The sequence below is a fragment of the Frigoribacterium sp. PhB24 genome, assembly GCF_003755185.1.
GTDB lineage: Bacteria > Actinomycetota > Actinomycetes > Actinomycetales > Microbacteriaceae > Frigoribacterium.
Map to the genome: position 1 here is coordinate 283018 of NZ_RKIC01000011.1, position 23272 is coordinate 306289.

Consider the following 23272-nt stretch of genomic DNA (forward strand, 5'->3'; position numbering starts at 1 on the left):
TCGGGTGTGCCGTTCTCCTGAGTTGCCGGTGGCCGGCTGGATTGGGGGAGCGCGCTGGTGTCGGTGACTCCGGAGGTCGGCGGTGCCGCGCCTCCTCACGGGGGTCGGGTGTGCCGTTCTCCTGAGTTGCCGGTGGCCGGCTGGATTGGGGGAGCGCGCTGGTGTCGGTGACTCCGGAGGTCGGCGGTGCCGCGCCTCCTGGCGGGGGTCGGGTGTGCCGTTCTCCTGAGTTGCCGGTGGCTCGATCGAGGACCGCGCACGCACCTGGGTCGAGGACCGGACGAGGAGGCGCGGGTCGGCGAACCCCGGACCGCACTACGGTGGACCAGTCACCGCCGCCTAGGAGAACACCGTGAAGACCATCGACGACCTTGCCTCGGGGTTCACCGACGAGCCCGGATACTTCGACTTCGCGAAGTGGGGCCCCATATCGAGCTCCGTCGCGGACGAGCAGCGCTCGCTGGTCGAGGTGCAGGCGCGGGCGCGCTTCGGGTCCGAGATCGCCTTGACCGAGCAGGCGGGGCGTGTCGGCCGGGCGATCTCGTCGCTCGTCGGCTTCGCGCCCGACCACGTCGTCTTCCAGCCGAACACGAGCGCGGGTCTCACGCACGCGATGTTCGGTCTGACCGGGCAGGTGCTGATGTCGCCGCGGGACTACCCGAGCATGCCGATCGCAGCGACCCGCTCGGCCGAGGCGTTGCGCGTGCTCGAGCCGGTGTGGATGGACCTCGACCACGACGTCGTGACGCCGGCCGTGGTGCAGCGTCACCTGACCGATGAGGTCGCGGCGGTCGCCGTCAGCCTCGTGGACTACCGCACGGGGTACCTCGTGGATCTCGAAGGAATCCGCCAGGTCATCGGCGACCGGTTGCTGATCGTCGACGCGATCCAGGGCTTCGGCGTGGTCGATGCCCCCTACGCCGTGGCCGACGTGGTCGCCTCCGGCGGGCAGAAGTGGGTCCGCGCGGGCTGGGGCACGGGTTTCCTGGCGTTGAGCGACCGCGCACTGTCCGCCCTGACCCCGGTGTTCAGCGGCGTCGCCGGCAGCGACCTCGCCCTCGGCGGCTGGTACCACGACCCGCAGCCGACCCTCCCGGGCGCGGCCGCGTTCCAGGTGACCAACCCCGATCCCATCGCCCAGGCCCGGTTCGCGACGGCGCTCGAGGACCTCGCGGACGTGGGAGTGGCCGCCGTCTCGCGAGCCGTGGCCGAGCGGGCCACCCGCGTGATCGACCTGGCCGACGAGTTCGCCGTGCCGGTGGTGTCGCCCCGCGACGAGGCGGAACGTGCCGGGATCGTCGTGCTCGAGCCAGCCCTCGACCAGATGACGACGCTGACGGCCGCGCTCATCAACCACGGGGTCACCGCGACGGTGCGCGACACGACCGTCCGGTTGAGCGTGCACGTGTCGACGGGCGACGACTCGTTCGAGATGCTGCGCGGCGCGTTCACCTCGTTCGGCACGAGCGTCTTCTACTAGGCGGCGTGGGGCGCCCCGCGACCGGTGCCCCGCGACCCAGTGCCCGGCGACCGACGCCCGGTGCCCGACGCCCGGCGCCCCGCGCCCCGCGACCAGTGCCCGGCGACCGGCGCCCGGCGACCGGCGACCCGCGACCGGCGACCGACGCCCGGCGCCCCGCGACCCGCGACCCTCGACCCTCGACCGGCACATGAGGGTCGTTCACCTGATCGTCACACGACACGGTCACGCCCACGATGCGGACGTCGGACGGGCGTCGTAGGTTCGTCTCATCGGGCAAGGAGTCCGATCGAGACGGCCACGAAAGTTCGCCTCGCAACTGCTCCGCGGCCGTCTCTGCCGAAGGTACCCGGGTGCCCAGCCGCCCGAGGACGGAGTGGTCGTGACCGCGTCGAACATCACCTCAACCGAACGCAACACCGCAGCGAGCACGAGGGGTGAGCAGGCGGTCGCCCAGCGCACCTACGTGCTCGACACGTCGGTGCTGCTGTCCGATCCCCAGGCGCTCTTCCGCTTCGCGGAACACGACGTCGTGCTGCCCGTCGTCGTGGTCAGCGAACTCGAGGGCAAACGTCACGACCCCGAGCTGGGCTACTTCGCCCGGCAGGCCCTCCGCCTGCTCGACGACCTCCGCGTGAAGCACGACCGTCTCGACTTCCCGGTGGCCGTCGGTGACGGAGGTTCGCTGCGTGTCGAATTGAACCATTCGAACATGTCGGTGCTGCCCTCGGGTCTGCAGCTGAACGACGCGGATTCCCGCATCCTGGCCGTCGCCTCGAACCTGGCCGCCGACGGGCTGGCCGTCACCGTCGTCTCGAAAGACCTGCCGCTTCGGGTCAAGGCCGCGTCCATCGGTCTCGCCGCGGAAGAGTACCGGGCCGAGCAGGTGGTCGACAGCGGCTACACGGGGCAGACCTCGATCGACGTCTCGAGTGAGCAGATGGCGTCGTTCTACGAGTCCGAGAAGATCTCGAGCCGTGCCCTCGGCGACGTCCCCGTCAACACGGGGGTGGTCGTCCACTCCGACCGTGGCTCGGCGTTGGGGCGGGTGGTCTCCCGTGGCGAGGCACGCCTGGTCCGTGGCGACCGTGACGTCTTCGGGCTGCACGGTCGTTCGGCCGAGCAGCGTCTGGCCATCGACCTGCTGCTCGACCCCGAGGTGGGCATCGTGTCGCTGGGTGGAAGCGCCGGCACGGGCAAGTCGGCTCTGGCTCTCTGCGCCGGGCTCGAGGCCGTGCTCGAGAAACAGCAGCACAAGAAGATCATGGTGTTCCGGCCGCTCTACGCCGTGGGCGGGCAAGACCTCGGCTTCCTGCCCGGTGACGCCGGAGAGAAGATGAACCCCTGGGCGCAGGCCGTCTTCGACACCCTGGGCGCGATCGTGTCGCAGAACGTCCTCGACGAGGTGGTCGAGCGGGGCATCCTCGAGGTGCTGCCGCTGACGCACATCCGAGGTCGCTCGTTGCACGACGCGTTCGTGATCGTCGACGAGGCCCAGTCCCTCGAGCGCAACGTGCTGTTGACCGTGCTCAGCCGCATCGGCCAGAACTCGCGCGTGGTCCTGACGCACGACGTGGCGCAGCGGGACAACCTGCGCGTCGGTCGTCACGACGGTGTCGCCTCGGTCATCGAGACGCTCAAGGGCCACCCGCTGTTCGGTCACGTCACGTTGACCCGCTCCGAGCGCTCGGCCATCGCGGCCCTCGTCACCGAGATGCTCGAGTCCAACGACCTGATGTAGCAGGGTCGCAGGAGGCGCCGGTCACCCGGCCCGCGCCTCCTGCCCGCCCGTCGTGCTGGACGTCGTCGGCCCCTCGCGTCGTCGGCAACTCAGGAGATCGGCACGGTCCTGTCGATTCAGGACGCCGCTGATCGCCGTTCTCCGGAGTTGGCGGCACGTCCTCGGGCACGTCGCGACCAGGGGCTCGTCACCCGACCACGTCACGGCACGAGCGGCGCGCCGTCGGACATCATCCGTCGGGCGGCAACTCCTTGGTTCGGCACGGTCCGTCGACGCACGGGGCTGCGTGGGTGGCGTTCTCCGGACTCGCCGACGGGCGCCGGGCACGCGCGCGGCGTCAGGCGCATCCAGACGGGCAGGCGCGGGCGCGGACGTGTCGTCCGTCCACGGCGGATCGGAACGTCCCGTCCCCACCTGGCGCGGGCCGGTCACCGTCCACCGGGTGGCGTTCGCGCACCGCCGAGGAGGCGCGGGCCGCGTCAACCTGTCGGCATGCAGCAGATCGCGACGCACGTCAGACAAGCCGGTGGGGTCCTCCACAAACAGGACCTCGTCGCCCTCGGCGCATCCGACCGGATGCTCACCGCCGCCGTGAGGTCCGGGCGCGTCCACCGGGCCCGTCGTGGCTGGTACACGACCTTCCCGCCGGGGGACGCGAGGCACGAAGCGGTGCGCATCGGAGGCAGGTTGACCGGAGCGTCACTCCTGGCCTTGCTCGGGGCGTGGATGTGGACGACCACTCCCACCGTCACCGTCGTGGTGCCGCCGGGAGCCTCACGTCTGCGTCCGAGGCGTGGTGCGACGGTTCGCTGGCGGGCCGACGGCCGAGTGCCGCCGCGGACGCTCCACCAGCCGGTCCTGCGCCAACCCGACGACGACGAGCACGCTGTCGAGGACGCACGGCGGGCGGCCTGGGCCGTGCCTCTGCGCACCGCTCTCGTGGACGCCGTCGTGGCAGCACCACTCGACGAGGCGGTGGCCCTGTTGGACTGGGCACTGTCCAGCGGGAACTTCTCGCTCGCTGGACTGCACGCGGCCTTCGTAGCGGCTCCGTCGGACGTGAGGGGTGTCGTCGATTGGGCCGATCCGCTGAGCGAGAGCTTCATCGAGAGCGTCACTCGGGCGACGTTCGTCGGCCTGGGGCACCGTGTCGAGTCCCAGGTGAGGGTCGGCCCGGGTGACCGTCGCCGCGTCGACGTCGTCGTGGACGAGGTCGTCGCACTCGAACTCGACGGGCGCAGCTCGCACGCCGACACGTTCGATGCTGATCGGATGAAGGACCTCGCGATCACGATCCGGGGACGGACCGCCCTTCGCGCCAGCTACGAGATGGTGCGTGATCATCGACCGCTCGTCGTCGAGGCCGTCCAAGCGGTGCTCGAGGAAGCCCGGCGACCCCGGCGCCCCCTGCTCGTACCGAGCGGTCGTGCTCAGCATCCCGGTGTCCGGCACACCCGTGGCCGACGCCCGTGGCATCTGGTTCGTCCGGCCCCCGGACACGCTGCCGGCCTGGTTCCGCCGGGAGCATCGTGATCGAGCCGGGCCGCATCGAGCCGGGCCGCATCGAGCCGGGACTGGGCTCGGCGGACGGGGCGGTCGGAGCGGACGGCGCGATCGACGCGGTCGGAGCGGACGGGGCGAAGGGCGCGAACGGAGCGGACGGCGCGATCGGCGCGGTCGGAGTCGGCTCGGCGATCGGGGTGGGCTCGGCGGACGGAGCAGGACCGTCCGGTGGGGCGGCATCTCGAGACCACGTCAGGCCAGTTTCCGAGCGCGCCCAGGCCCGCGAGGCCGTCGGAGTGGCCGCACTGGCGGCGGTGACGATCGCAGCGGCCGCTACGGCTGCCGGTGTCGATCTCATCCCCCAGGCCGGCCCGCTCGCGGGTGCGAACGAGGGCGCGAGGACGCTCGTCGGATGTCTCGGAGTGGCGGTGGTGACGCCGGCTCTCGTGCGCATCGACATCACCGAACGCCGTCTGCCGAACGTCCTCGTCGCGGTCGCCGCAGGTGCATGGGGCGTGTCGACTGCTCTGCTCGTTATCGGGGGCGACCCGGAGGCGGCGGCGACGAGCCTGGCCACCTCGTTGGCCGTCGCCGTGGTCGGTCTGGTGGCCGCGCTGATCGGGGGCCTGGGCATGGGGGACGTCAAACTCGGCGCCGTGCTGAGCGGTGTCGTGTCACCGACCGGACCGATGGCGCTGCTCGTCTTCTGGGGTCTCGCCGGCACGCTGGCGGTCGGGATGGCCGGTGTCCGGTCGTTCCACTCGAGACGGGAGCTGTCACCTCGACCTTCAGACCCTCGACCGTCAGGCCCGCGACCGTCAGGCCCGCGACCGTCAGGCCCGCGACCGTCTGTTCGAGACGTGCCGTTCGGGCCGTGCCTGCTGGCTGCGTTCTGGTGGGTCGTGGTGAGCCGCCCGGCCTTCGTCGGCTTCGACGCCGTCCTGGTGGCGCGGTGACGTCAGCGCTGGGGTCCCATCGCCCCAGGGCGAGGTGTCGAGACCACGAGTCGGCCAGACCACGAGTCGGCCAGACCACCGGTCGTCCAGACCACGAGTCGGCCAGACCACGAGTCGGCCAGACCACAAGGTGTCGAGACGCCGAGGAGGCACGCTCCGGTCGATGACGGACGCGCGCCTCCTCGGGTTATCGCGATCACGACGCCCCCGTGCCGGGGGCGCGATGAGGGCTCAGCCCGGGTGGGTCATGCTGAGGACGTCGAGCGCGGTGTCGAGCTGCTGCTCGGTGACCTCGCCTCGCTCGACGAACCCGAGGTCGACGACGGCCTCGCGGACGGTCAGCTTCTGGGCGACCGCGTGCTTGGCGACCTTGGCCGCCGCTTCGTAGCCGATGACCCGGTTGAGCGGCGTCACGATCGAGGGAGACGACTCGGCCAGGGCGCGGGCATGCTCGACGTTCGCCTCGAGCCCGTCGATCGTCTTGTCGGCGAGGGCCCGCGTGGCGTTCGAGAGCAGCCGGATCGACTCGAGCAACGCCGTGCCCATCACGGGGATCGCGACGTTGAGCTCGAACGCTCCGGACGCGCCTGCCCAGGCGATCGTGGCATCGTTGCCGATCACCCGCGCCGAGACCATGAGCACGGCCTCGGGGATGACCGGGTTGACCTTGCCGGGCATGATCGACGAGCCCGGCTGCAGGTCGGGGATGTGCAGTTCTCCGAGCCCGGCGTTGGGCCCCGAGCCCATCCACCGGATGTCGTTGTTGATCTTGGTCAGGCTCACGGCGAGCACCCGGAGGGCGCCGGAGGCCTCGACCAGGGCATCGCGGGCCCCTTGCGCCTCGAAGTGGTCGAGGGCTTCGGTGACGGGCAGGCCGCTGTCGTCCGCGAGAGCCGTGATGACCCGCTGGGGGAAGCCCAGGGGAGTGTTGATGCCGGTGCCCGTGGCCGTTCCGCCCAGCGGGACCTCGGCCACGCGGGGCAGGGCGCTCTGCACGCGCTCGATCGCCAGTCGGATCTGCCGTGCGTAGCCGCCGAACTCTTGACCGAGCGTGACCGGTGTGGCGTCCATGAGGTGGGTGCGGCCCGCCTTCACGACGTCGGACCAGGCCGAGGCCTTCGTCTCGAGGGAGAGCGCCAGGTGCTCGAGCGCGGGGATCAGGTCGTGCAGGAGCGCACCCGTGACGGCGACGTGGACGGAGGTCGGGAAGACGTCGTTCGACGACTGGGAGGCGTTGACGTGGTCGTTGGGGTGGACCGCGGTGCCGTCGACGGTGCCGGCGAGGGTGGCGAGCACCTCGTTCATGTTCATGTTCGACGAGGTGCCGCTGCCGGTCTGGTAGACGTCGACCGGGAACTGGTCGTGGTGGCGGCCGCCGATGATCTGGTCGGCGGCCGAGACGATCGCGTCGGCGACGGGCTGGTCGATGATGCCCATCTCGCCGTTCACCAGGGCGGCGGCCCGCTTGATGCGTGCCAGTGCCACGATCTGCGCGGGTTCGAGCCCGGCCCCGCTGATGGGGAAGTTCTCGACGGCACGCTGCGTCTGCGCACGGTAGAGCGCCGATGTGGGCACTCGCACCTCGCCCATGGTGTCGTGCTCGATGCGGTAGTCGGTCTCGGATGTGGTCACGACGTCGTGGTCCTTTCCTCGGGCCCTGCCGGGCTGCTGCGCCCGTCGAGGGCGCGGGGCGTCGGAGCGTGCGCCCCGACTCGGTTCAGAGTCGGCCGACGACGACCGAAGGATCGACCCGCCCGTTGGCGAGGTCGTAGTTCGCGCCGACCACGGCCAACCTACCGTCCGCGACGGCGGACGAGATGAGGGCGGACCGGTCGACGAGCGTGCGCACGGAAGCCTCGATGTGCAAGTGCCCGACCGCACGGGGGTCGAGGTCGGCGCCTGTCTCGAGGTCGAGTTGGGCGCGCTCGACGGACGGCATGATCATGTCGATCAGACCGCCGAGGAACGCCGACCCGGGGGCCGAGTCGGAACCGATCGAGTCGATGGCCGTGGCGACGGCCCCGCAACTGTCGTGGCCGAGCACCACGATCAGGGGGACGTGCAGCACCGACACGGCGTACTCGAGCGAGGCGATGACCGTGTCACCGACCACCTGGCCGGCGTTGCGCACGACGAAGAGGTCGCCGAGGCCGACGTCGAAGATGATCTCGGCGGCGAGCCGCGAGTCGGCGCACCCGAAGAGGGCCGCCACGGGTTCTTGGCCGGCCGCGAGCGAGGATCGCCGATCACTGTCTTGGTGCGGGTGCCGCGGTGCTCCGTCGACGAAGCGGTGGTTGCCCTCGACCATGCGGGTCCACGCGGTGCCGGGAGCGGAGCTCTCGGCGGGGTCGGTCGTCGCCTCACCCGTCGAAACGGGTACCGAGGCGGACGCCGCGGCCGACACGGAGGCGGAGGGGACGGTGGTCGGAGCTGCGTCGGCGGGAGCGTCGGCGGCTGAGTCGTGTCGGGTCACGTCACTCGCTTTCTTGGCTGGCGATCTGTTGGGCCAGGGAGCTGGCCAGGACGTCGAACTCGGAGTCGTCGGCTGTGCCGTAGAGCACGTACGAGCTGCGGTCGACGGTCGTGGTCAGGGCGTAGGCGTAGTTGCCCGGGTCGTCGGCGTCGCGTCGGTCGTAGACGTCCCAGGTGAGACCACCGATCGAGCGGGTCGACGTCGCCGCCGCGTTCTGCACCTGCAGGCTCACCCAGGTCGGGTTGGCGTCGATGCCCTGTTCGAGCCCGATGAACTGCTGGGCGGGCGTGATGAGCCCGACGTACCAGGTAGGCACGTCGTCTCGGGTGGACGACCGGACCTCGGCCGCGTTCGAGGACCATCCGTCGGGCAGGGGAGGCGCGGCGAGGGGGGCGTCGACGCTCGCCTGGGCCTGCGCCGCGACCTGGACGTAGTCGATCTCTTGGCGGTTCACGGTGCCGCTCGGACGCACGACGACGAGCACGAGGAAGAGCACGATGCCGAGCGAGGCGACGATCGACAGGGTCAGGTTGATCGCCGTCTGGTTCGCGTAGTGCTTGCGGGTGTTCTCGGCCTTGCGGGCCGCGGTCTCGTCGGGGGTCTCGGGTCGGCCGAGTTCGGCGACGACGCGGGGTTCGCGCGGACGTCGTGCGCCTCGCGGGCCGCCGTCGGAGGGGGAGGTCATTCGGCGGACACCTGTCGGCGGGCCGCTTCGAGGCGTTCACGGGCGCCCATCAGCCATTCTTCGCAGCGCCGCGCGAGTGCCTCGCCGCGTTCCCAGAGGGCCAGCGAGCGTTCGAGGGTCGACGCGCCCTGCTCGAGCTCGGACACGACGGACACGAGCTCGTCGCGGGCCTGCTCGTAGCTGAGCGAGGCGACGTCGGGCGGGGTGCTGGTCGGGGTGGTGTCCACGAGACGATCCTAACGAGGGGTGCTGACGGGCGTCGCGGCGGTGGCCACGGCTGAGGACGAGTCGGACGCGTCGGAGCCTGGGGAGGAGGCGCCGGTGCTGACGGCCCCCACCGCGCCTCCGTCGGTGGTCACGAGGAGGCGCGTCTCGGCGGGGGCCTCGTCGGGGTCTCGGAGCACGTTGCCCGACGGCAGTTGCACGATCGCGTAGCCCCGGCGCAGTGTGCCCTGCGGCGACAGGGCGCGCAGCTGAGCCGTGAGCTCGGACACCCGGGTGTGGGCCCTCTCGACGGCACGGGCCACGAGCTCTTCGCCCCGCGCGACCGCACGGACGACCTCGTCGGCCCGGACGTCGACGAGGGTCTGGGGTGAGGCCAGCACGGGGCGGCTGCGGATCTGTTCGAGTCGGTCGATCTCGGAGGCGACCAACGAGGTCAGACGCACACCGATACGGGTGCGCGCCTGCTGGACGCGCGACAGTTCTTCGGTCACGTCGGGGACGACCCGTTTGGCGGCGTCGGTCGGCGTGGACGCCCGCAGGTCGGCGACGTCGTCGAGCAGCGGCCGGTCGGCCTCGTGCCCGATCGCGCTGACGACGGGAGTGGTGCACGCCGCGACGGCTCGGACGAGACCCTCGTCGCTGAAGCCGAGGAGGTTCTGGAAGTCGCCACCGCCTCGGGCGACGATGATGACGTCGACCTCGTTATCGGCGTCGAGTCGCTGGATCGCCGCCGTGACCTCGCCGACCATGCGGTCGCCCTGCACCGCGGCGTGGGCCACGCGGAACGACACGGAGGGCCACCGCAGCTGCGCGTTGCGCAGCACGTCTTTCTCGGCGTCGCTGTCTTTGCCGGTCACGAGGCCGATGCAGCCGGGCAGGAACGGCAGTGCCCGCTTGCGTTCGGGGGAGAAGAGCCCCTCGGCCGTGAGCTGGCGACGGAGACGCTCGAGACGTTCGAGCAGGTCGCCCAGCCCGACGTGGCGCATGTCGAACACCTGCATCGTGAGGCTGCCGCCCTTGACCCAGTAGTTCGGCTTGACGGCGGCGATCACCCGGTCGCCCTGCTTGAGGTCGGCCGGGACGCGCGACTTGACGCTGGACCAGATCGAGAACGACACGGTGGCGTCCTGTTCGAGGTCGCGGAGCTTGCCGTAGACGTTGCCCCCGGAGACGTTCCACTGCGTGATCTCGCCCTCGACCCAGGCCGTGCCGAGGCGGTCGATCCAGTCGCGCACCTTGCTGGCGAGCAGCCCGACCGGCCAGGGGGACTCGGCGGTGGGGGGAGGGGGAACGATCGTCATGGAGCTCCGTTCGAGGGTGGTCGTCACCGACAGGACGAGCGGCGGCTCGGGGCGATCGACCGATCGCGCGGTGGCTCCCAGTACGCGACCAGTCCGTCACACCTAGACTCGTCGGGTGAGCCACATCTCCAACGGCGCCCTCGCCATCGACCTGCCGACACCGCGTGTTCCTGCGGTGCGGAACAGGCTAAAGGATACCCCCGTCAACGGACGCAAGCGGGTGCTGCTCGCGGCACCCCGCGGGTACTGCGCCGGTGTCGACCGTGCCGTGATCGCCGTCGAGAAGGCGCTCGAGCACTACGGCGCGCCGGTCTACGTCCGCAAACAGATCGTCCACAACGTGCACGTCGTCGCGACCCTCGAGAGCCAGGGGGCGATCTTCGTCGACGAGGTCGACGAGGTGCCCCAGGGGTCGCACATCGTCTTCAGTGCGCACGGCGTCTCGCCGGCCGTCGTGAAGGGTGCCGCCGACCGCGAGCTGCAGGCCATCGACGCGACCTGTCCGCTCGTCACGAAGGTGCACCGCGAGGCCGTGCGCTTCGGCGACCAGGGCCGTCACATCATCCTGATCGGCCACGCCGGGCACGAAGAGGTCGAGGGCACGATGGGCCACGCGGCCGACCGCACCACCCTCGTGCAGAACCCGGGCGAGGTCGACGACCTGGTCGTGGCCGACCCCGAGAACCTCGTCTGGTTGTCGCAGACCACCCTCAGCGTCGACGAGACGATGGAGACCGTGCGCCGTCTGCGCGAGCGGTTCCCGAGCATCCAGAACCCCCCGAGCGACGACATCTGCTACGCCACGCAGAACCGCCAGGTCGCGATCAAGAAGGTCGCGCAGGGTGCCGATCTCGTCATCGTGGTCGGTTCGGCGAACAGCTCGAACAGCGTGCGTCTCGTCGAGGTCGCCCTCGAGCACGGCGCCAAGGCCGCCTACCGCGTCGACTACACCAACGAGATCAAGCAGGAGTGGCTCGACGGCGTCGAGACGGTCGGCGTCACCTCCGGTGCGTCGGTGCCCGAGGTGCTCGTCGACGAGGTGCTGGCCGACCTGTCCGACGCCGGTTACGTCGACGTCCACGAGGTCGTCACGGCCGAGGAGGACCTCATGTTCTCCCTCCCGAAAGAGCTCCGCAAGGATGCCACGGGCCAGGTCGACGCACGTGGCCTCGGCGGTCGCACTCGATGACCGACGAGCGTCCGAAGCCCCGCTACGGCGAGTACGCGCCCGAGGGCTGGGTGAATCCCGTCACGGCAGCCGACGACACCGCCGAGGAGGCGCGGGTCGCCGAACAGGACGCGCGGCCGGCACTCTCGACCGACGTCCGCGCCGGCGACGAGACCCGCACCGCGCCTCCTGCGCTCACGACCGGGCGACGTGTCGACCGGGTGGCGACGTTCGCTCTGATCGGGTTGGGAGCCTTCGGTGCGATCCAGGCGATCGCCCGCGTGCCCGGCTACGCGACCACGCAACTCGCCCAGTTCGAGACGTTCGGTCTCGACCTGTCGGGCTTCGGCTCGTCGGCCGCGCTGCAGACCTTCGGAACGGTCATGGCCGTCGTGGCCGTCACGCTGTTCTCCGTCTCGACCTGGTGGACCCTCCGTCGGTTGCGCGCAGGGCGCCTCGGCTTCGTCGTGCCCCTCGTCGCCGGTGTGGTCTTCGGTCTGATCCAGGGCTTCGGGGCGGCGGCCATCTTGATGGGTGACCCGGCCTTCGCCGAAGCGATGCAGAGCTTCACGAACGACTACTTCTCGTCGGGCTCGAACTGAGGCCAGACGCACGGCATCATGACGAAGCCCCCGAGCACTCGCTCGGGGGCTTCGTCGTGACACGAGGAGGCGCGGGTCAGCTGGCCGACTGACCGAACGACCCGAGTTGCTTCGTCGCCTCGACGACGCGGGCGGCCATCGCCGTCTCGGCGACCTTGCCCCAGGCGCGGGGGTCGTACTGCTTCTTGTTACCGACCTCGCCGTCGATCTTGAGGAAACCGTCGTAGTTCTTCAGCACCGTGTCGGCGATGGAGCGGCTGAAGGCGTACTGCGTGTCGGTGTCGAGGTTCATCTTGACGACGCCGTTCGAGACGGCCTCGGCGATCTCGGCGTCGGACGACCCCGACCCGCCGTGGAAGACGAGCTCGAGGGGCTTGTCGGCGGTGCCGAACCGCTCTTGGATGCCCTGCTGGATCTCGCCCAGCAGCTCGGGACGCAGCTTGACGTTGCCGGGCTTGTAGACGCCGTGCACGTTGCCGAAGGTGAGCGCGGCGATGTAGCGGCCGTGCTCGCCGAGGCCGAGCGCCTCGACCACGCGGGTGACGTCGCCCACCGTGGTGTAGAGCGCGTCGTTGGTGCCCTCGTGCTGGACTCCGTCTTCTTCGCCGCCGACGACGCCGATCTCGACCTCGAGGATGGCGTTGATGGCCTTGGTGCGCTTCAGCATGTCCTGGGCGATCGAGATGTTCTCGTCGAGGGGGACGGCCGAGCCGTCCCACATGTGCGACTGGAACAGCGGGTTGCGGCCGGCCCGGACTTCTTCTTCGGAGGCGGCGATGAGGGGCAGCACGAAGCCGTCGAGGGCGTCCTTGGGGCAGTGGTCGGTGTGCAGGGCCACGGTCACCGGGTAGTTCTTCGCGACCTCGGTCGCGAACTTCGCGAAGGCGATGGCACCCGCGGCACGGTTCTTGACCGTGTGGCCGGCGAAGTAGTCGGCGCCGCCGGTGGTCACCTGGATGATGCCGTCGCTGCCCGCTTCGGTGAGGCCCTGCAGCACCGAGTTGATCGTCTGCGACGACGAGACGTTGATGGCGGGGTAGGCGAAGCCCTTGTTCTTCGCCTTGTCCAGCATCTCGGCGTACTGCTCGGGGGTTGCGACGGGCATGCGTTCTCCTTTGATCGGGACCGTGGTCCGGGCGAGGCTCCGTCCGCCAGCTTACCGACGGAGCGGATGAGGGGACGGGGCACGGCTGGGATCGGCGGGACCCCGTGGGGCGGGGTGCTCCATGAGAGTGCCCCGCCCCACGGTTGTCGGTGCGCCGGGTCAGTCCTCCTGCCGACGGCGACGTACCCCGATCGCGCCCGTCCCGATCGCCATCAAGGCCAGGACGAGGCCGGCGAGGGCGACGTTCGTGCCGGTGAAGGCCAGCGCTCGCGGGTGGGCTGCCGGACCGCCCCGGGGGTCGTCGTCCTGCGCCGACGGCACGACCGGGTGGGCGGTCGCGTCGTCCGTGGGCGTGTCCGTCGATGGGGTGGGGGCAGGGCCCGGCATGGGGTCGGGCGTCGGCGTCGGCGTCGGCGTCGGCGTGGGATCGGGCGTCGGCGTCGGCGTGGGATCGGGCGTCGGTTCGGGGCCCGGAAGGGCTCCCGCGTCGATCTCGCCGGTTCGTGTCACGCCGATGAGCGCACCACCCGGGGTGGTCAGACGGACCAGTCGAACGTCGGCCAGGCCGTCGGAATCGACGTCGGAGTCACGGCGGGGGTCGTCACCGCGGTGAGGCGTGGTCCAGCCGTGCTCGGCCGGCCCGGCGTCGAATCGGTACCGACCGGGCCGCAGGCCGTCGAAGGCGTAGTGCCCGTCCGCGTCGGAGACCGTGCTGACGTCGATCTGGTCCCCGAGGTCGTTCGTCCCCGTGAGGACGACGTCGACGTCGGACAGGCCGGGTTCGTCGCTGCCCTGGATACCGTCGCGATCGCCATCGAGCCAGATGCGGCCGCCGACCGAGCCCGAGACGATGTCGCTCGCCGCTGTCCGCGACGTCACAGCGGCAGGGAACCCGAGGGCTCTGAACGTGAAGTCCAGCGCGAGACGGGCATCGGGTCGACCGTTCTGCACCGTGACCGGAAGGGTGTGCGTGACGGTGGTGCCCGGGGCCATCTCGGGGGTGCGGTCCAGGCGAACGGCTGTGGCGTCGGCCAGCGTGCGCGGGCATCCGGCGGCCCCGAACTCGGCCTCGGTGCACCACGTGGGCCCGGTCGCGTCGGGATCACGGGGCACGCTCGTGGGCGCGGCCGAGGTGTAGCGGACCGTCTCGCCCGGAGACACCGTGACGGGGCCCCTCAAGACGACACGTCCGCCGGTCTTCGTGCCCCGGCCGTCGCCGTCATAGGGCAGGACGGCGACGAGTCGGGACGAGGGCAGACGGGTCGACCCGTTGTTCTGCTGCTGCAGCGTGAAGACGATCTCGTCGCCGACGACGTGAACACGTGCGTCGGCGGTCTCGCGGAGGGAGAACCCGGAGCCCGCCAGGACGTGCAAGCCCCTCGACGCCTTCTTGCGCGGTGCCTCCGAGATGTCGCGATCCCAGATCACGGCGGCCTCGGACAAGACCGGGCCGGTGACCGCACCCATCTGGAGGTCGAAGGTGAGCGGAGGCACGTCGTCGTTGGCGCGTACTGCGGGAATGCGCCATGTGAGGCGCTGACGCGTGACTCCGTGCTCATCGGTGATCTCGTCGACGGACTCGGGCGCCAGCGAGGCGCTGCCGTCGACGTACCACGACCCTGCGGGCACGAGGTCGGTGACGACGAGGTCGCCCGGCTGACCGCCACCGGTGGCGTTGGTCACCGTCGGGTAGATCGCGAAGGTCGCGGTGTCACCGGCCTTGACGTAGTGGCCCCGATCCGGGGTGTCTTCCGCCGTGTAGCCGGGGTCGACCATCTTCGTCGTGACGCGGGCGAGATCGGCGGTCGCTGTGAGGAAGTCCGCCCAGTTGCCGTTCGCTTCGTCCGCGGGGTTGACGTCGTGCCGCCAGCCCGTCGTGGCCGTCCGGCGGACGCTGGTGTAGTGGCGCAGCCGGGTGTAGTCGGCCAGGTCGGCGTGCGCCTGCAGCAAGGCGACGAACGTCAACGTCGAGTCGCCGGGGTGGTCGTAGGTCCATCGCACCTTGCCGACGGCCGCTGGACCCCCGGGGACCTTCGTGGGGTCGTCGTACCAGGTCTCGTCGTCGCCACAGGTCGCGTCCCTCAACGCTGCCGGATCGGAGGACCCGAACGCGGCGTACATCGGTGCGCCCGTCGTTCGGGGTCTGGACGAGAACGCCCACTTGCCGTCGACTCGGCGCAGGGTCTGCACCGAACGATCGAAGACCGTGCAGACCTGGGTGCCCCGCCACGTCGTCGTGCCGTAGTTGCCGAGGTTGGCCCGGGTGAGCAGGTCTTGTCCTGGTGTGACGTACGGCTGGTCGTCCTTGCCGGAGGCGCGCCGTTCCTTGGTCGTCCCCTGATCGGTGCCGCGGTAGTGCGTCGAACCCACCACACCGGCGAACTCACCGATGTTCCGGTCGACGACGTTGTTGCCCGTCGGTTCGTTGCCGTCGGGGTAGTTGGCCTGGCCGGAAAGCGAGGGGGCGACGAGGTCGCGGTAGACGTTCCGGGCCGTGAAGGACTCGTTCGTGGGCGGGCTGGGCACCCAGAGCGTGATGTAGCCCGAGACGATGTAGGGCTTGACCCCGCCGGTGAGGCCGGCCCCCGTGACGGACTTCGAGGGGACGGTCGCCAGAGACGAATCGATGCCGTGGATGGTCACCGTGACGGGCTGACCCGGGCCGGCCTGCTCGCAGGTGAAGGTGCCGGAATCGGCCACCGCGTTCGCCCCGCCGCCACGGCCACCGGGCGTGTTGGCGAGCTGGCCGGTGTTGATGCCACAGGCAGGCGCCCCGTCTTGCGAGAAGAGGACGGCCTGGCTGGGCTCGTCGCCGTGCATGCGGGACACGTCGTCGACGAACGAGAGGTCGCCCTGCAGGGCTTCGAGCCCGAGGGTGCCCTGGCTCGGGTCGAGGCTGTTGCCGTGGACGAGGACGGGGTAGACGATGCGGTAGCCGGGCGTCGAACCGTCGGGGCCCTCGGCGGGGTGGAACGCCGGGACCGACGTCTTGGCCGCGAGATCCCACCGGGGAGCTGCGGAGACCAGGAGGGTGTCGGACGTCGCCTCGGACGCGGTCGACCCCGAGCCCCGCACGGCGCCGCGGATGCGCACCGGGGAGCCGTCGGCGGCCGTCTGGGGCACGCTCGTCACGACCGGGATGATCGTCGTGCCGTTGTCGAGATCGCCCAACGCGCAGCTGAGCTGGTTCGCCGAGACCGTCGAACCCTTCTCGCACCGATCGGGCATGTCGCCGAAGGTCGCGCCGTCGACGGAACGCAGGTCGAGGACGGCGTCGCCGACATCGCCCGAGCGGGAGGTGACCGAGACCGACCACGTGACGGCGTCCGCCGTGCGGACGCGACCGTTGCGCGCCGACGTGTCTCCGCCCGGTGCGTCCTCGGTCGTGAACGGACCGTGACCGTCTTCGGTCGAGGCGATCTGCAGTTCGAGGGCCGATGACGTCGCCGCGTGGGGCGCGGGCGTCGGGGCGGTGGGGCCCGGCCCGGTGTCGGTGACGCCGGTAGACGTCCCCGGCGGGGACGCATCGGGCGTCGTGGCGTCGGGTGCGTCGGACGGTGCCGTGTCCGCCCCGTCGCCCTCGCCGCCGACCGAGCGACTCGCCGGGGCGTCCGTGCTCGACGCGGCGGGACCGGCGGGGGAGCCGTTCGTCGCCGCGGGTTCTGCCCGTGCGGGCAGGGGGCCGGTGAGCAGACAGGCGGTGGCGACCAGCGCCACCGCGGCGCCGGAACGCCTGGGGATGTGAAGGAGCATGCGTGCCTTTCAACGGAGGGTATTTATGCCTCAAGTTAGCGTATGCGGCATGTCTATGGGGAATATCAACGGGGCGCTGTGGAAAGCAATTCGTGGGCGAAGCGGACTAGAGTCGACTCATGGTTGATAACGGCTCCGGAACCCTCTACTCGCACCCCGACCGCAACTTGGGGATGGAGCTGGTCCGGGCCACCGAGGCGGCCGCGATCCGTTCGGCGCCGTTCATCGGCAAGGGCGACAAGAACGCCGCCGACAAGGCCGCGGTCGACGCCATGCGCAAGTTCCTCGGGACGGTCGCGTTCGACGGCGTCGTCGTGATCGGCGAGGGCGAGAAGGACGAAGCCCCGATGCTGTTCAACGGCGAGCACGTCGGCAACGGCTTCGGTCCGGCCTGCGACATCGCCGTCGACCCGATCGACGGCACGAGCCTCACCGCCGCGGGTCGCATGAACGCCCTGTCGGTCATCGCGGTCAGCGACCGGGGCAGCATGTACGACCCCAGCGCCGTGTTCTACATGGACAAGATCGTGACCGGGCCCGAGGGCAAGGGCATCATCGACCTCGACCGTCCCATCGGCGAGAACATCACCGCCCTCGCCGCGGCCAAGGGCATCGCCGTCGAGGACATGCAGATCGCGGTCCTCGACCGCCCTCGTCACGCGGACCTGATCGCCGAGATCCGGGCCGTGGGCGCCTCGACCCGGCTGCTGCTCGACGGTGACGTCGCCGGCGGCATCAACGCGGCCCGCCCCGATTCGCGCATCGACATGTGCGTCGGTGTCGGCGGCACCCCCGAGGGCATCATCACGGCCTGCGCGGTCAAGGCCCTCGACGGCCTGATCCTGGCCCGCCTGGCGCCCAAGGACGACGCCGAGCGTCAGAAGGCCATCGACGCCGGTCACGACCTCGACCGCGTCCTCGACCAGGACGACCTCGTCACGGGTGACAACGCCTACTTCGTCGCCACCGGAGTCACCGACGGCGCGCTCGTCGCGGGCGTCACGCGCAAGCAGGGCATGATCCGCACGTCGAGCATCGTGCTGCGCTCGCACTCGGGCACCATCCGCCGGGTCGAGGCCGACCACCTCGTCTCGAAGTGGTACGGCGAGCAGGCCTGACCGCCCGACGCCCCCACGACACGACGAACGCCCGGCCTCGGTCGGGCGTTCGTCGTGTCTGGTCTCAGTCGCGGCGTCGGGGGTCAGCCGTGGTCGCGGCCGCTGTCGTCGAGTGCCGCGGCGAGCTCGGGAGCGGTGAGTTCGCGGGGTGACTCCTCGACGGTCGTCGGGGTCGCGAGGACCTTGGATTCGTCGAGCATGTTGAGCCGGCGGGCCGAGGGGAGCACCGTCCGCTCGAGCGACCCGACGAACCGGTTGTAATCGGTCACTCCGGCGCGCAACGACCGGCCGAGCTTGTCGACGTGGCCCGCCATGGTCGAGAGGCGGCCGTAGAGCTCGCGGCTCAGGTCGAACAGCTCTTTAGCCTCGGCGGTGACGACGTCCTGCTGCCAGCTGAACGCGACGGTCTTGAGCACCGACCAGAGCGTCACGGGTGACGCCAGGGCGACGCGTTTCTGGAACGCGTAGTCCATCAGGGCGGGGTCGGCCTCGAGGGCGGACGATACGAGCGACTCGCTCGGGATGAACGCGATGACGAGTTCGGGCGAGGAGTCGAGCCCGGCCCAGTAGGTCTTGCCCGCCAGGGCGTCGACGTGGGCCCGCAGCGCTTTGACGTGCTGCCGGACGAGCTGATCGCGTCGCGCGCCCTCGTCGCCGGTGGCGGACGCGGGGATGGCGCTGGCTTCGAGGTAGGCCGAGAACGGCACCTTGGCGTCGACCGCGATGTTCTTGCCCCCGGGGAGGTGCACCACCATGTCGGGTCGGCCGGCGCCCGCGTCCGACGAGATCGACGTCTGGACGTCGAAGTCGACGCGTTCGACGAGGCCCGCGGCCTGGACGACGTTGCGCAGCTGGGTCTCGCCCCACACACCGCGTGTGCTGTTCGACTTCAGTGCCGAGGCGAGCGACTCGGCCGTCCCCCGGAGCCGCTCACCCGATTCGGCGGCGGTGCGGAGCTGCTCGCTGAGGGCGCCGTACTGGAGGGTGCGTTCGGCCTCGAGCTCGGCCACCTTCTGCCGGACTGCCTGCAGGCTCTCGGCCACCGGGCTGAGCGCGACGAGCACCTGACCGTCGGTGCGCGCCCTCTCGGCCTCGGCGATGCGGACGTCGCGGAGGCGGTCCTGGAACTCTTGGAGGCGGTCTTCTTGCTGGGCGATCTGGCGCCGGTACTGGTCGTCCTGGCCGTCGAGGCGCTCACGAGTGGCGTCGGCCACGGCGCGGGCGGCGGCCAGGTCGGAGGACAGGCGCGCCGTCGCCTCGACCGCACGGGTGCGGGTGGCGAGCGCGCCGACGGCGACGCCGAGCACGAGGCCGAGCAGCAGGGCGAGGAACAGGGCGAGCGGGAGGGGCATGACGGCAGTGTGGCAGCGGCCACCGACACCGCCCGGTGGTGGGCGCGGAAGGGCTCAGCCGAAGGCCATCGGGCGTCGGTCGGCGCGAGGGACGGCGGGTGCCGCCGGCGCCCCGGACGGCTGCAGGACCTTCACCTTGACCGACGCGACGGCCGCGAGCTCGCCCAGGTCGGAGGCACCGTGGAACAGGGCGGCGTGGGCGACGATGGCCGCGCAGGCCTCGGCGTCGGCGAGGGCGTCGTGGTGCGAGAAGGCGTCGAACCCGGCGGCCGTCGCGGCGACCGGCAGACGGTACGAGTCGAGGGAGTAGGTCTTGCGGGCGACCTGCAGGCTGCAGAGGTACGACCACGGGGGAGGGGTGAGCCCGGTCGCCGCGCAGGCGGCCTTGATGACGCCCATGTCGAAGCCGGCGTTGTGGGCGACGAAGACGTCGTCGCCGGCGAAGTCGGCGAGCAGTTCGAACTGCTCGGCCCAGCCGAACGCGCCGACGACGTCGCTCGCGACGATGCCGTGAATGCGGGTGTTCCATTCGGAGAACTCGTCGTGCCCCGCGGGCGGTTGGATCAACCAGCCCACCTTGTCGACGACGACCCCGTCGCGGACCTTGACGAGGCCGACGGAGCAGGCACTGGCGCTGCTCGAGTTCGCGGTCTCGAAGTCGATCGCGGTGAAGTCGATGGGCATTGACTCATGCTCTCACGCGCCTCCGACACCGCCTCCACAGGCACGGCGGGGCACCGATCCCTCCACAGCGAACGTCGATCCGACGGCACGGCTCGACATGCCCGGTACGCTTGATCCTCGTGGCTCTCACTATCGCGATCGTCGGACTGCCCAACGTCGGCAAGTCCACCCTGTTCAACGCCCTGACCAAGAACCAGGTGCTGGCGGCGAACTATCCGTTCGCGACCATCGAACCCAACGTGGGCATCGTCAACCTGCCCGACCCGCGCCTCCAGGTGTTGGCCGGTCTCTTCGGCAGCGAGAAGATCCTGCCTGCACCGGTGTCGTTCGTCGACATCGCCGGCATCGTGAAGGGTGCGAGCGAGGGCGAGGGGCTCGGCAACAAGTTCCTGGCGAACATCCGTGAGGCCGACGCCATCGCCGAGGTCGTGCGCGGCTTCGACGACCCCGACGTCGTGCACGTCGACGGCAAGGTCGACCCCGAGAGCGACATGGGCACGATCAACACCGAGCTGATCCTCGCCGACCTCGAGACCGTCGAGAAGGCTCTCGTCCGGTACGAGAAAGAACTGCGGCTGAAGCGCGTCGAGCCGATCGTGCACGAGACGGCCGTCGCCGCCCGCGACGCCCTGCAGCGCGGCGAGGCGCTCTCGGCCACGAGCATCGACCTCGAGCCGATCCGCGAGCTGGGCCTGCTCACCGCGAAGCCCTTCATCTACGTCTTCAACGTCGACGAGGCCGTCCTCACCGACGAGGCGCGCAAGGCCGAGCTGCAGGCCCTGGTCTCTCCGGCCGAGGCGATCTTCCTCGACGCGCAGGTCGAGTCCGAGCTGATCGGCCTCGACGACGAGGACGCCGCCGAGCTGCTCGCGTCGCTCGGGCAGGACGAATCGGGTCTCGACCAGCTCGCCCGCATCGGTTTCGAGACGTTGGGGCTGCAGACCTACCTGACGGCGGGCCCGAAAGAGACTCGCGCCTGGACGATCGGCAAGGGCTGGAAGGCCCCGCAGGCCGCCGGGGTCATCCACACCGACTTCGAGAAGGGCTTCATCAAGGCCGAGGTCATCTCGTTCGACGACCTGGTCGAGACCGGCTCCATCGCGGAGGCGCGCTCGGCCGGCAAGGCCCGCATCGAGGGCAAGGAGTACGTCATGCAAGACGGCGACGTGGTGGAGTTCCGCTTCAACAACTAATGGGCCGCGTGAACCCCGAATTTACGCCAAACTGGCCCGTTCGCTCGTCACTAATCCGTCAGCAGATCTAGAGACCGCATCCACGAGGCCTCGAGCAGCCCGTCCGGTGCGGTCTTCCTCTTTCAACCAGAGGTGCGTGTACAAGTTCAAGTTGACGCTCGGCGACGTGTGCCCATGCGCGGTCTGGACCGTAGCGATTGAGCAGCCCGCGGCAATGAGGCCAAGGCGAAGTAGCGGCGCAGATCGTGGAGCACGAGATCGTCGTGCAGCTTGGCTGCCTTCTTGGACTTCGCCACTCGTGGGCGGCCGTGTTCGGGTGCGCCGACATCTCGTTCTCGCCCGGGAACAGCCACGCCCCGGATGCCCCTGCAAACCCCTCAGGGCGATGTGCTGCGACAGCATCCTCATGAGGCCGTCTGGTGCCTGCACGACCCGCTTGAAGCAACGTCGGTACCGCTCGACCAGGCGCAAGGATGCGAACGGTTACGATTCGAGCCCACCCGGCGATGGGCTTGCGGATCTCGGGCTCGTGCTGCAGCATCCACGCGACGGTGCTGCTCAGGGTGCCGAGGCTACGCACCCACCAGCGGCTGGTAGTCGGAATCACAGGTCGTTGCGGACTGTTGACCCGAGCGCGCCCGTAATCTCCGGCGCAGATGTCTGCTTCACTGAACGGCCAGGAGGTCTAGACCCATGCTGATTTAGGATGCCGCTCGCAAGGCTGCTGGAGAGGTCCTCCGGGCCTACTGGCACGAGGACCGCTTCCCTGTCGACCCCTTCGAGGTTGCACGTCGCATGGGCATCGCTTCCTACCGGGTAGCGCTCCAGGAAGGCGTGAGTGGCATGGTTGTGGCAAACAGCGTCGATGAGGCCGGCACCGTAGAGGCCACCATTCTCGTTGACCACACTCACACTCCCCTGCGTCAATCATTCACATGTGCCCACGAGCTCGGCCACTACGCCGAGCGCGTACTCACCTCGAAGCAGGGCATGTCGACATTTGCATTCGTCGACAAGAGGACCTCGAAGTCGGACGCCCACGAGTTCTACGCAAACGAATTCGCAGGCAACCTGCTCATGCCAGAAAACGAGGTGCACCGGCTTCTGCAGTCACCCATCGGCGCCTCTGCGGCTGAGTTGGCACGTTACTTCAACGTCTCAGTGCCGGCGATGGACGTGCGACTGCGACGCCTCACGGAGGCTTCGCCGTTCTAGCCGTGTCTGACGGCGAGCGCCACGGCGCCAAGGATGGTGACTGGGCATCAGCTTCCGTGACGATCTGGGACGGCCTCTCGGTCGACGAGCTCAAGAACGAGCCGAGTAATAGCATTTCGGCGTCTGATGGCTCGAAGGCAGTTCGGGCTGTCCTCAAGACCGACAAGCAAAAGCGGCGCTTGCGGACCAAGCTCTTCCGGTGGGCATTGTGGACGACCAGCTTGGTTCTCGGCGCCAACGTCGTGATGGTCATGCTGTATCTCATCTCCCAGTGGGGCCGTATCGAAGCGAGCGTTATTCCGCGTCGATCAGTGGAACCGTGGTCGAGATCCTCGGAATCGTGGCCATCATGGCTCGCTATCTCTTCGAGCCGGACAAGGGACACCCTTCTCCCCACGACTGACGCACCGCCATCAAAGGGAGGCATCCTGCGAGTCGTCAACGGGTACTCCTGGACTCTTCCGACACTGAGGCGGTGAGAGCCCACCGGAGACTTCCGTCGCGCCGAAATGGGTTGGCCCCTCTCACGCGGATGCAGGTGCACCGGCAGCGCGCAGCCGAGGACCACCCGCCGCCGACGTTCACATAGCTGTGCGACTTCCGACAGCCGTGGCGGGAATGATCACGCCGCGAGGAAGCCGACTTTGTCACGTGCCGCCTCATGGAAGACGAGACGTCTTGCGACGAGGCCGACGCCAAGCTGCAGGCTGTGACGATG

At 69.9% G+C, this 23272-nt stretch carries 18 protein-coding genes; 9 read left to right on the top strand and 9 right to left on the bottom strand.

All coding sequences use genetic code 11. The annotated features are described in order from the left end of the window. Positions 1-352: 352 nt before the first annotated feature. The 4 genes from EDF50_RS09010 to EDF50_RS09025 all read left to right on the top strand — a co-directional run bounded on the left by EDF50_RS09010 (position 353) and on the right by EDF50_RS09025 (position 5680). Positions 353-1480, top strand: a complete 1128-nt coding sequence (locus tag EDF50_RS09010; protein WP_123519217.1) for an aminotransferase class V-fold PLP-dependent enzyme — start codon at positions 353-355, stop codon at positions 1478-1480. A gap of 397 nt (positions 1481-1877) precedes the next feature. Next, positions 1878-3221 carry a PhoH family protein gene (locus EDF50_RS09015; protein ID WP_233570521.1) on the top strand — a complete coding sequence of 448 codons (1344 nt, stop codon included), beginning with the start codon at positions 1878-1880 and terminating at the stop codon, positions 3219-3221. Positions 3222-3713: 492 nt separating this feature from the next. Next, positions 3714-4754: a type IV toxin-antitoxin system AbiEi family antitoxin domain-containing protein gene (locus tag EDF50_RS16645; RefSeq protein ID WP_158612673.1), complete on the top strand. Its 1041-nt coding sequence runs from the start codon at positions 3714-3716 to the stop codon at positions 4752-4754. After that, positions 4751-5680 carry a prepilin peptidase gene (locus tag EDF50_RS09025; RefSeq protein ID WP_158612674.1) on the top strand — a complete coding sequence of 310 codons (930 nt, stop codon included), beginning with the start codon at positions 4751-4753 and terminating at the stop codon, positions 5678-5680. The genes EDF50_RS16645 and EDF50_RS09025 overlap by 4 nt, the downstream gene beginning before the upstream one ends. 231 nt (positions 5681-5911) lie before the next feature. Here the strand turns inward: EDF50_RS09025 and EDF50_RS09030 are convergent, their stop codons facing one another. From EDF50_RS09030 to xseA, 5 genes are all read right to left on the bottom strand, one after another. Next, entirely contained in the window at positions 5912-7312 is a 1401-nt protein-coding gene (locus EDF50_RS09030; protein WP_255410067.1) for a class II fumarate hydratase, read from the bottom strand. An 85-nt stretch (positions 7313-7397) separates the two neighbouring features. Further along, positions 7398-7988 (bottom strand): carbonic anhydrase, encoded by a 591-nt coding sequence (locus tag EDF50_RS09035; protein ID WP_123519384.1) that lies wholly within the window; start codon positions 7986-7988, stop codon positions 7398-7400. Between the two features lie 166 nt (positions 7989-8154). Next, entirely contained in the window at positions 8155-8838 is a 684-nt protein-coding gene (locus EDF50_RS09040; protein ID WP_123519219.1) for a DUF4245 domain-containing protein, read from the bottom strand. After that, a complete protein-coding gene (locus tag EDF50_RS09045) occupies positions 8835-9065 on the bottom strand; it encodes an exodeoxyribonuclease VII small subunit (protein WP_123519220.1) in 231 nt (76 codons plus the stop codon). The genes EDF50_RS09040 and EDF50_RS09045 overlap by 4 nt, the downstream gene beginning before the upstream one ends. Before the next feature lie 9 nt (positions 9066-9074). Next, complete coding sequence (gene xseA, locus EDF50_RS09050) at positions 9075-10364, bottom strand: exodeoxyribonuclease VII large subunit (RefSeq protein ID WP_123519385.1); 1290 nt, start codon at positions 10362-10364, stop codon at positions 9075-9077. A 115-nt stretch (positions 10365-10479) separates the two neighbouring features. Between xseA and EDF50_RS09055 the strand changes: the two genes are divergently transcribed. Continuing rightward, on the top strand, positions 10480-11553 hold the full coding sequence (locus tag EDF50_RS09055; protein WP_233570473.1) for a 4-hydroxy-3-methylbut-2-enyl diphosphate reductase: 1074 nt from the start codon (positions 10480-10482) through the stop codon (positions 11551-11553). Next, positions 11550-12134 (top strand): DUF6264 family protein, encoded by a 585-nt coding sequence (locus EDF50_RS09060; RefSeq protein WP_123519221.1) that lies wholly within the window; start codon positions 11550-11552, stop codon positions 12132-12134. The genes EDF50_RS09055 and EDF50_RS09060 overlap by 4 nt, the downstream gene beginning before the upstream one ends. Positions 12135-12210: 76 nt before the next feature. Here the strand turns inward: EDF50_RS09060 and fbaA are convergent, their stop codons facing one another. Then, positions 12211-13239 (bottom strand): class II fructose-bisphosphate aldolase, encoded by a 1029-nt coding sequence (fbaA, locus tag EDF50_RS09065; RefSeq protein ID WP_123519222.1) that lies wholly within the window; start codon positions 13237-13239, stop codon positions 12211-12213. 159 nt (positions 13240-13398) lie between these two features. Continuing rightward, positions 13399-16992, bottom strand: a complete 3594-nt coding sequence (locus EDF50_RS09070) for an SdrD B-like domain-containing protein (protein WP_123519223.1) — start codon at positions 16990-16992, stop codon at positions 13399-13401. Positions 16993-17111: 119 nt separating this feature from the next. On the opposite strand from EDF50_RS09070, the gene glpX reads away from it, so the two are divergent. Continuing rightward, positions 17112-18110 (top strand): class II fructose-bisphosphatase, encoded by a 999-nt coding sequence (gene glpX, locus EDF50_RS09075; RefSeq protein ID WP_123519224.1) that lies wholly within the window; start codon positions 17112-17114, stop codon positions 18108-18110. 83 nt (positions 18111-18193) lie between these two features. Here the strand turns inward: glpX and EDF50_RS09080 are convergent, their stop codons facing one another. Both EDF50_RS09080 and EDF50_RS09085 read right to left on the bottom strand, forming a co-directional pair. Further along, positions 18194-19462 carry a DNA recombination protein RmuC gene (locus EDF50_RS09080; protein ID WP_123519225.1) on the bottom strand — a complete coding sequence of 423 codons (1269 nt, stop codon included), beginning with the start codon at positions 19460-19462 and terminating at the stop codon, positions 18194-18196. Positions 19463-19516: 54 nt separating this feature from the next. Then, positions 19517-20146: an exonuclease domain-containing protein gene (locus EDF50_RS09085; protein ID WP_123519226.1), complete on the bottom strand. Its 630-nt coding sequence runs from the start codon at positions 20144-20146 to the stop codon at positions 19517-19519. Between the two features lie 119 nt (positions 20147-20265). Here EDF50_RS09085 and ychF point away from each other — a divergent pair, with 119 nt between their 5' ends. Together ychF and EDF50_RS09095 are read left to right on the top strand one after the other, a co-directional pair. Next, positions 20266-21339, top strand: coding sequence for a redox-regulated ATPase YchF (gene ychF, locus EDF50_RS09090; protein WP_055977322.1), 1074 nt, complete (start codon positions 20266-20268; stop codon positions 21337-21339). Positions 21340-22134: 795 nt separating this feature from the next. Beyond that, entirely contained in the window at positions 22135-22554 is a 420-nt protein-coding gene (locus EDF50_RS09095; protein ID WP_123519227.1) for an ImmA/IrrE family metallo-endopeptidase, read from the top strand. The last annotated feature ends 718 nt before the right edge of the window (positions 22555-23272 follow it).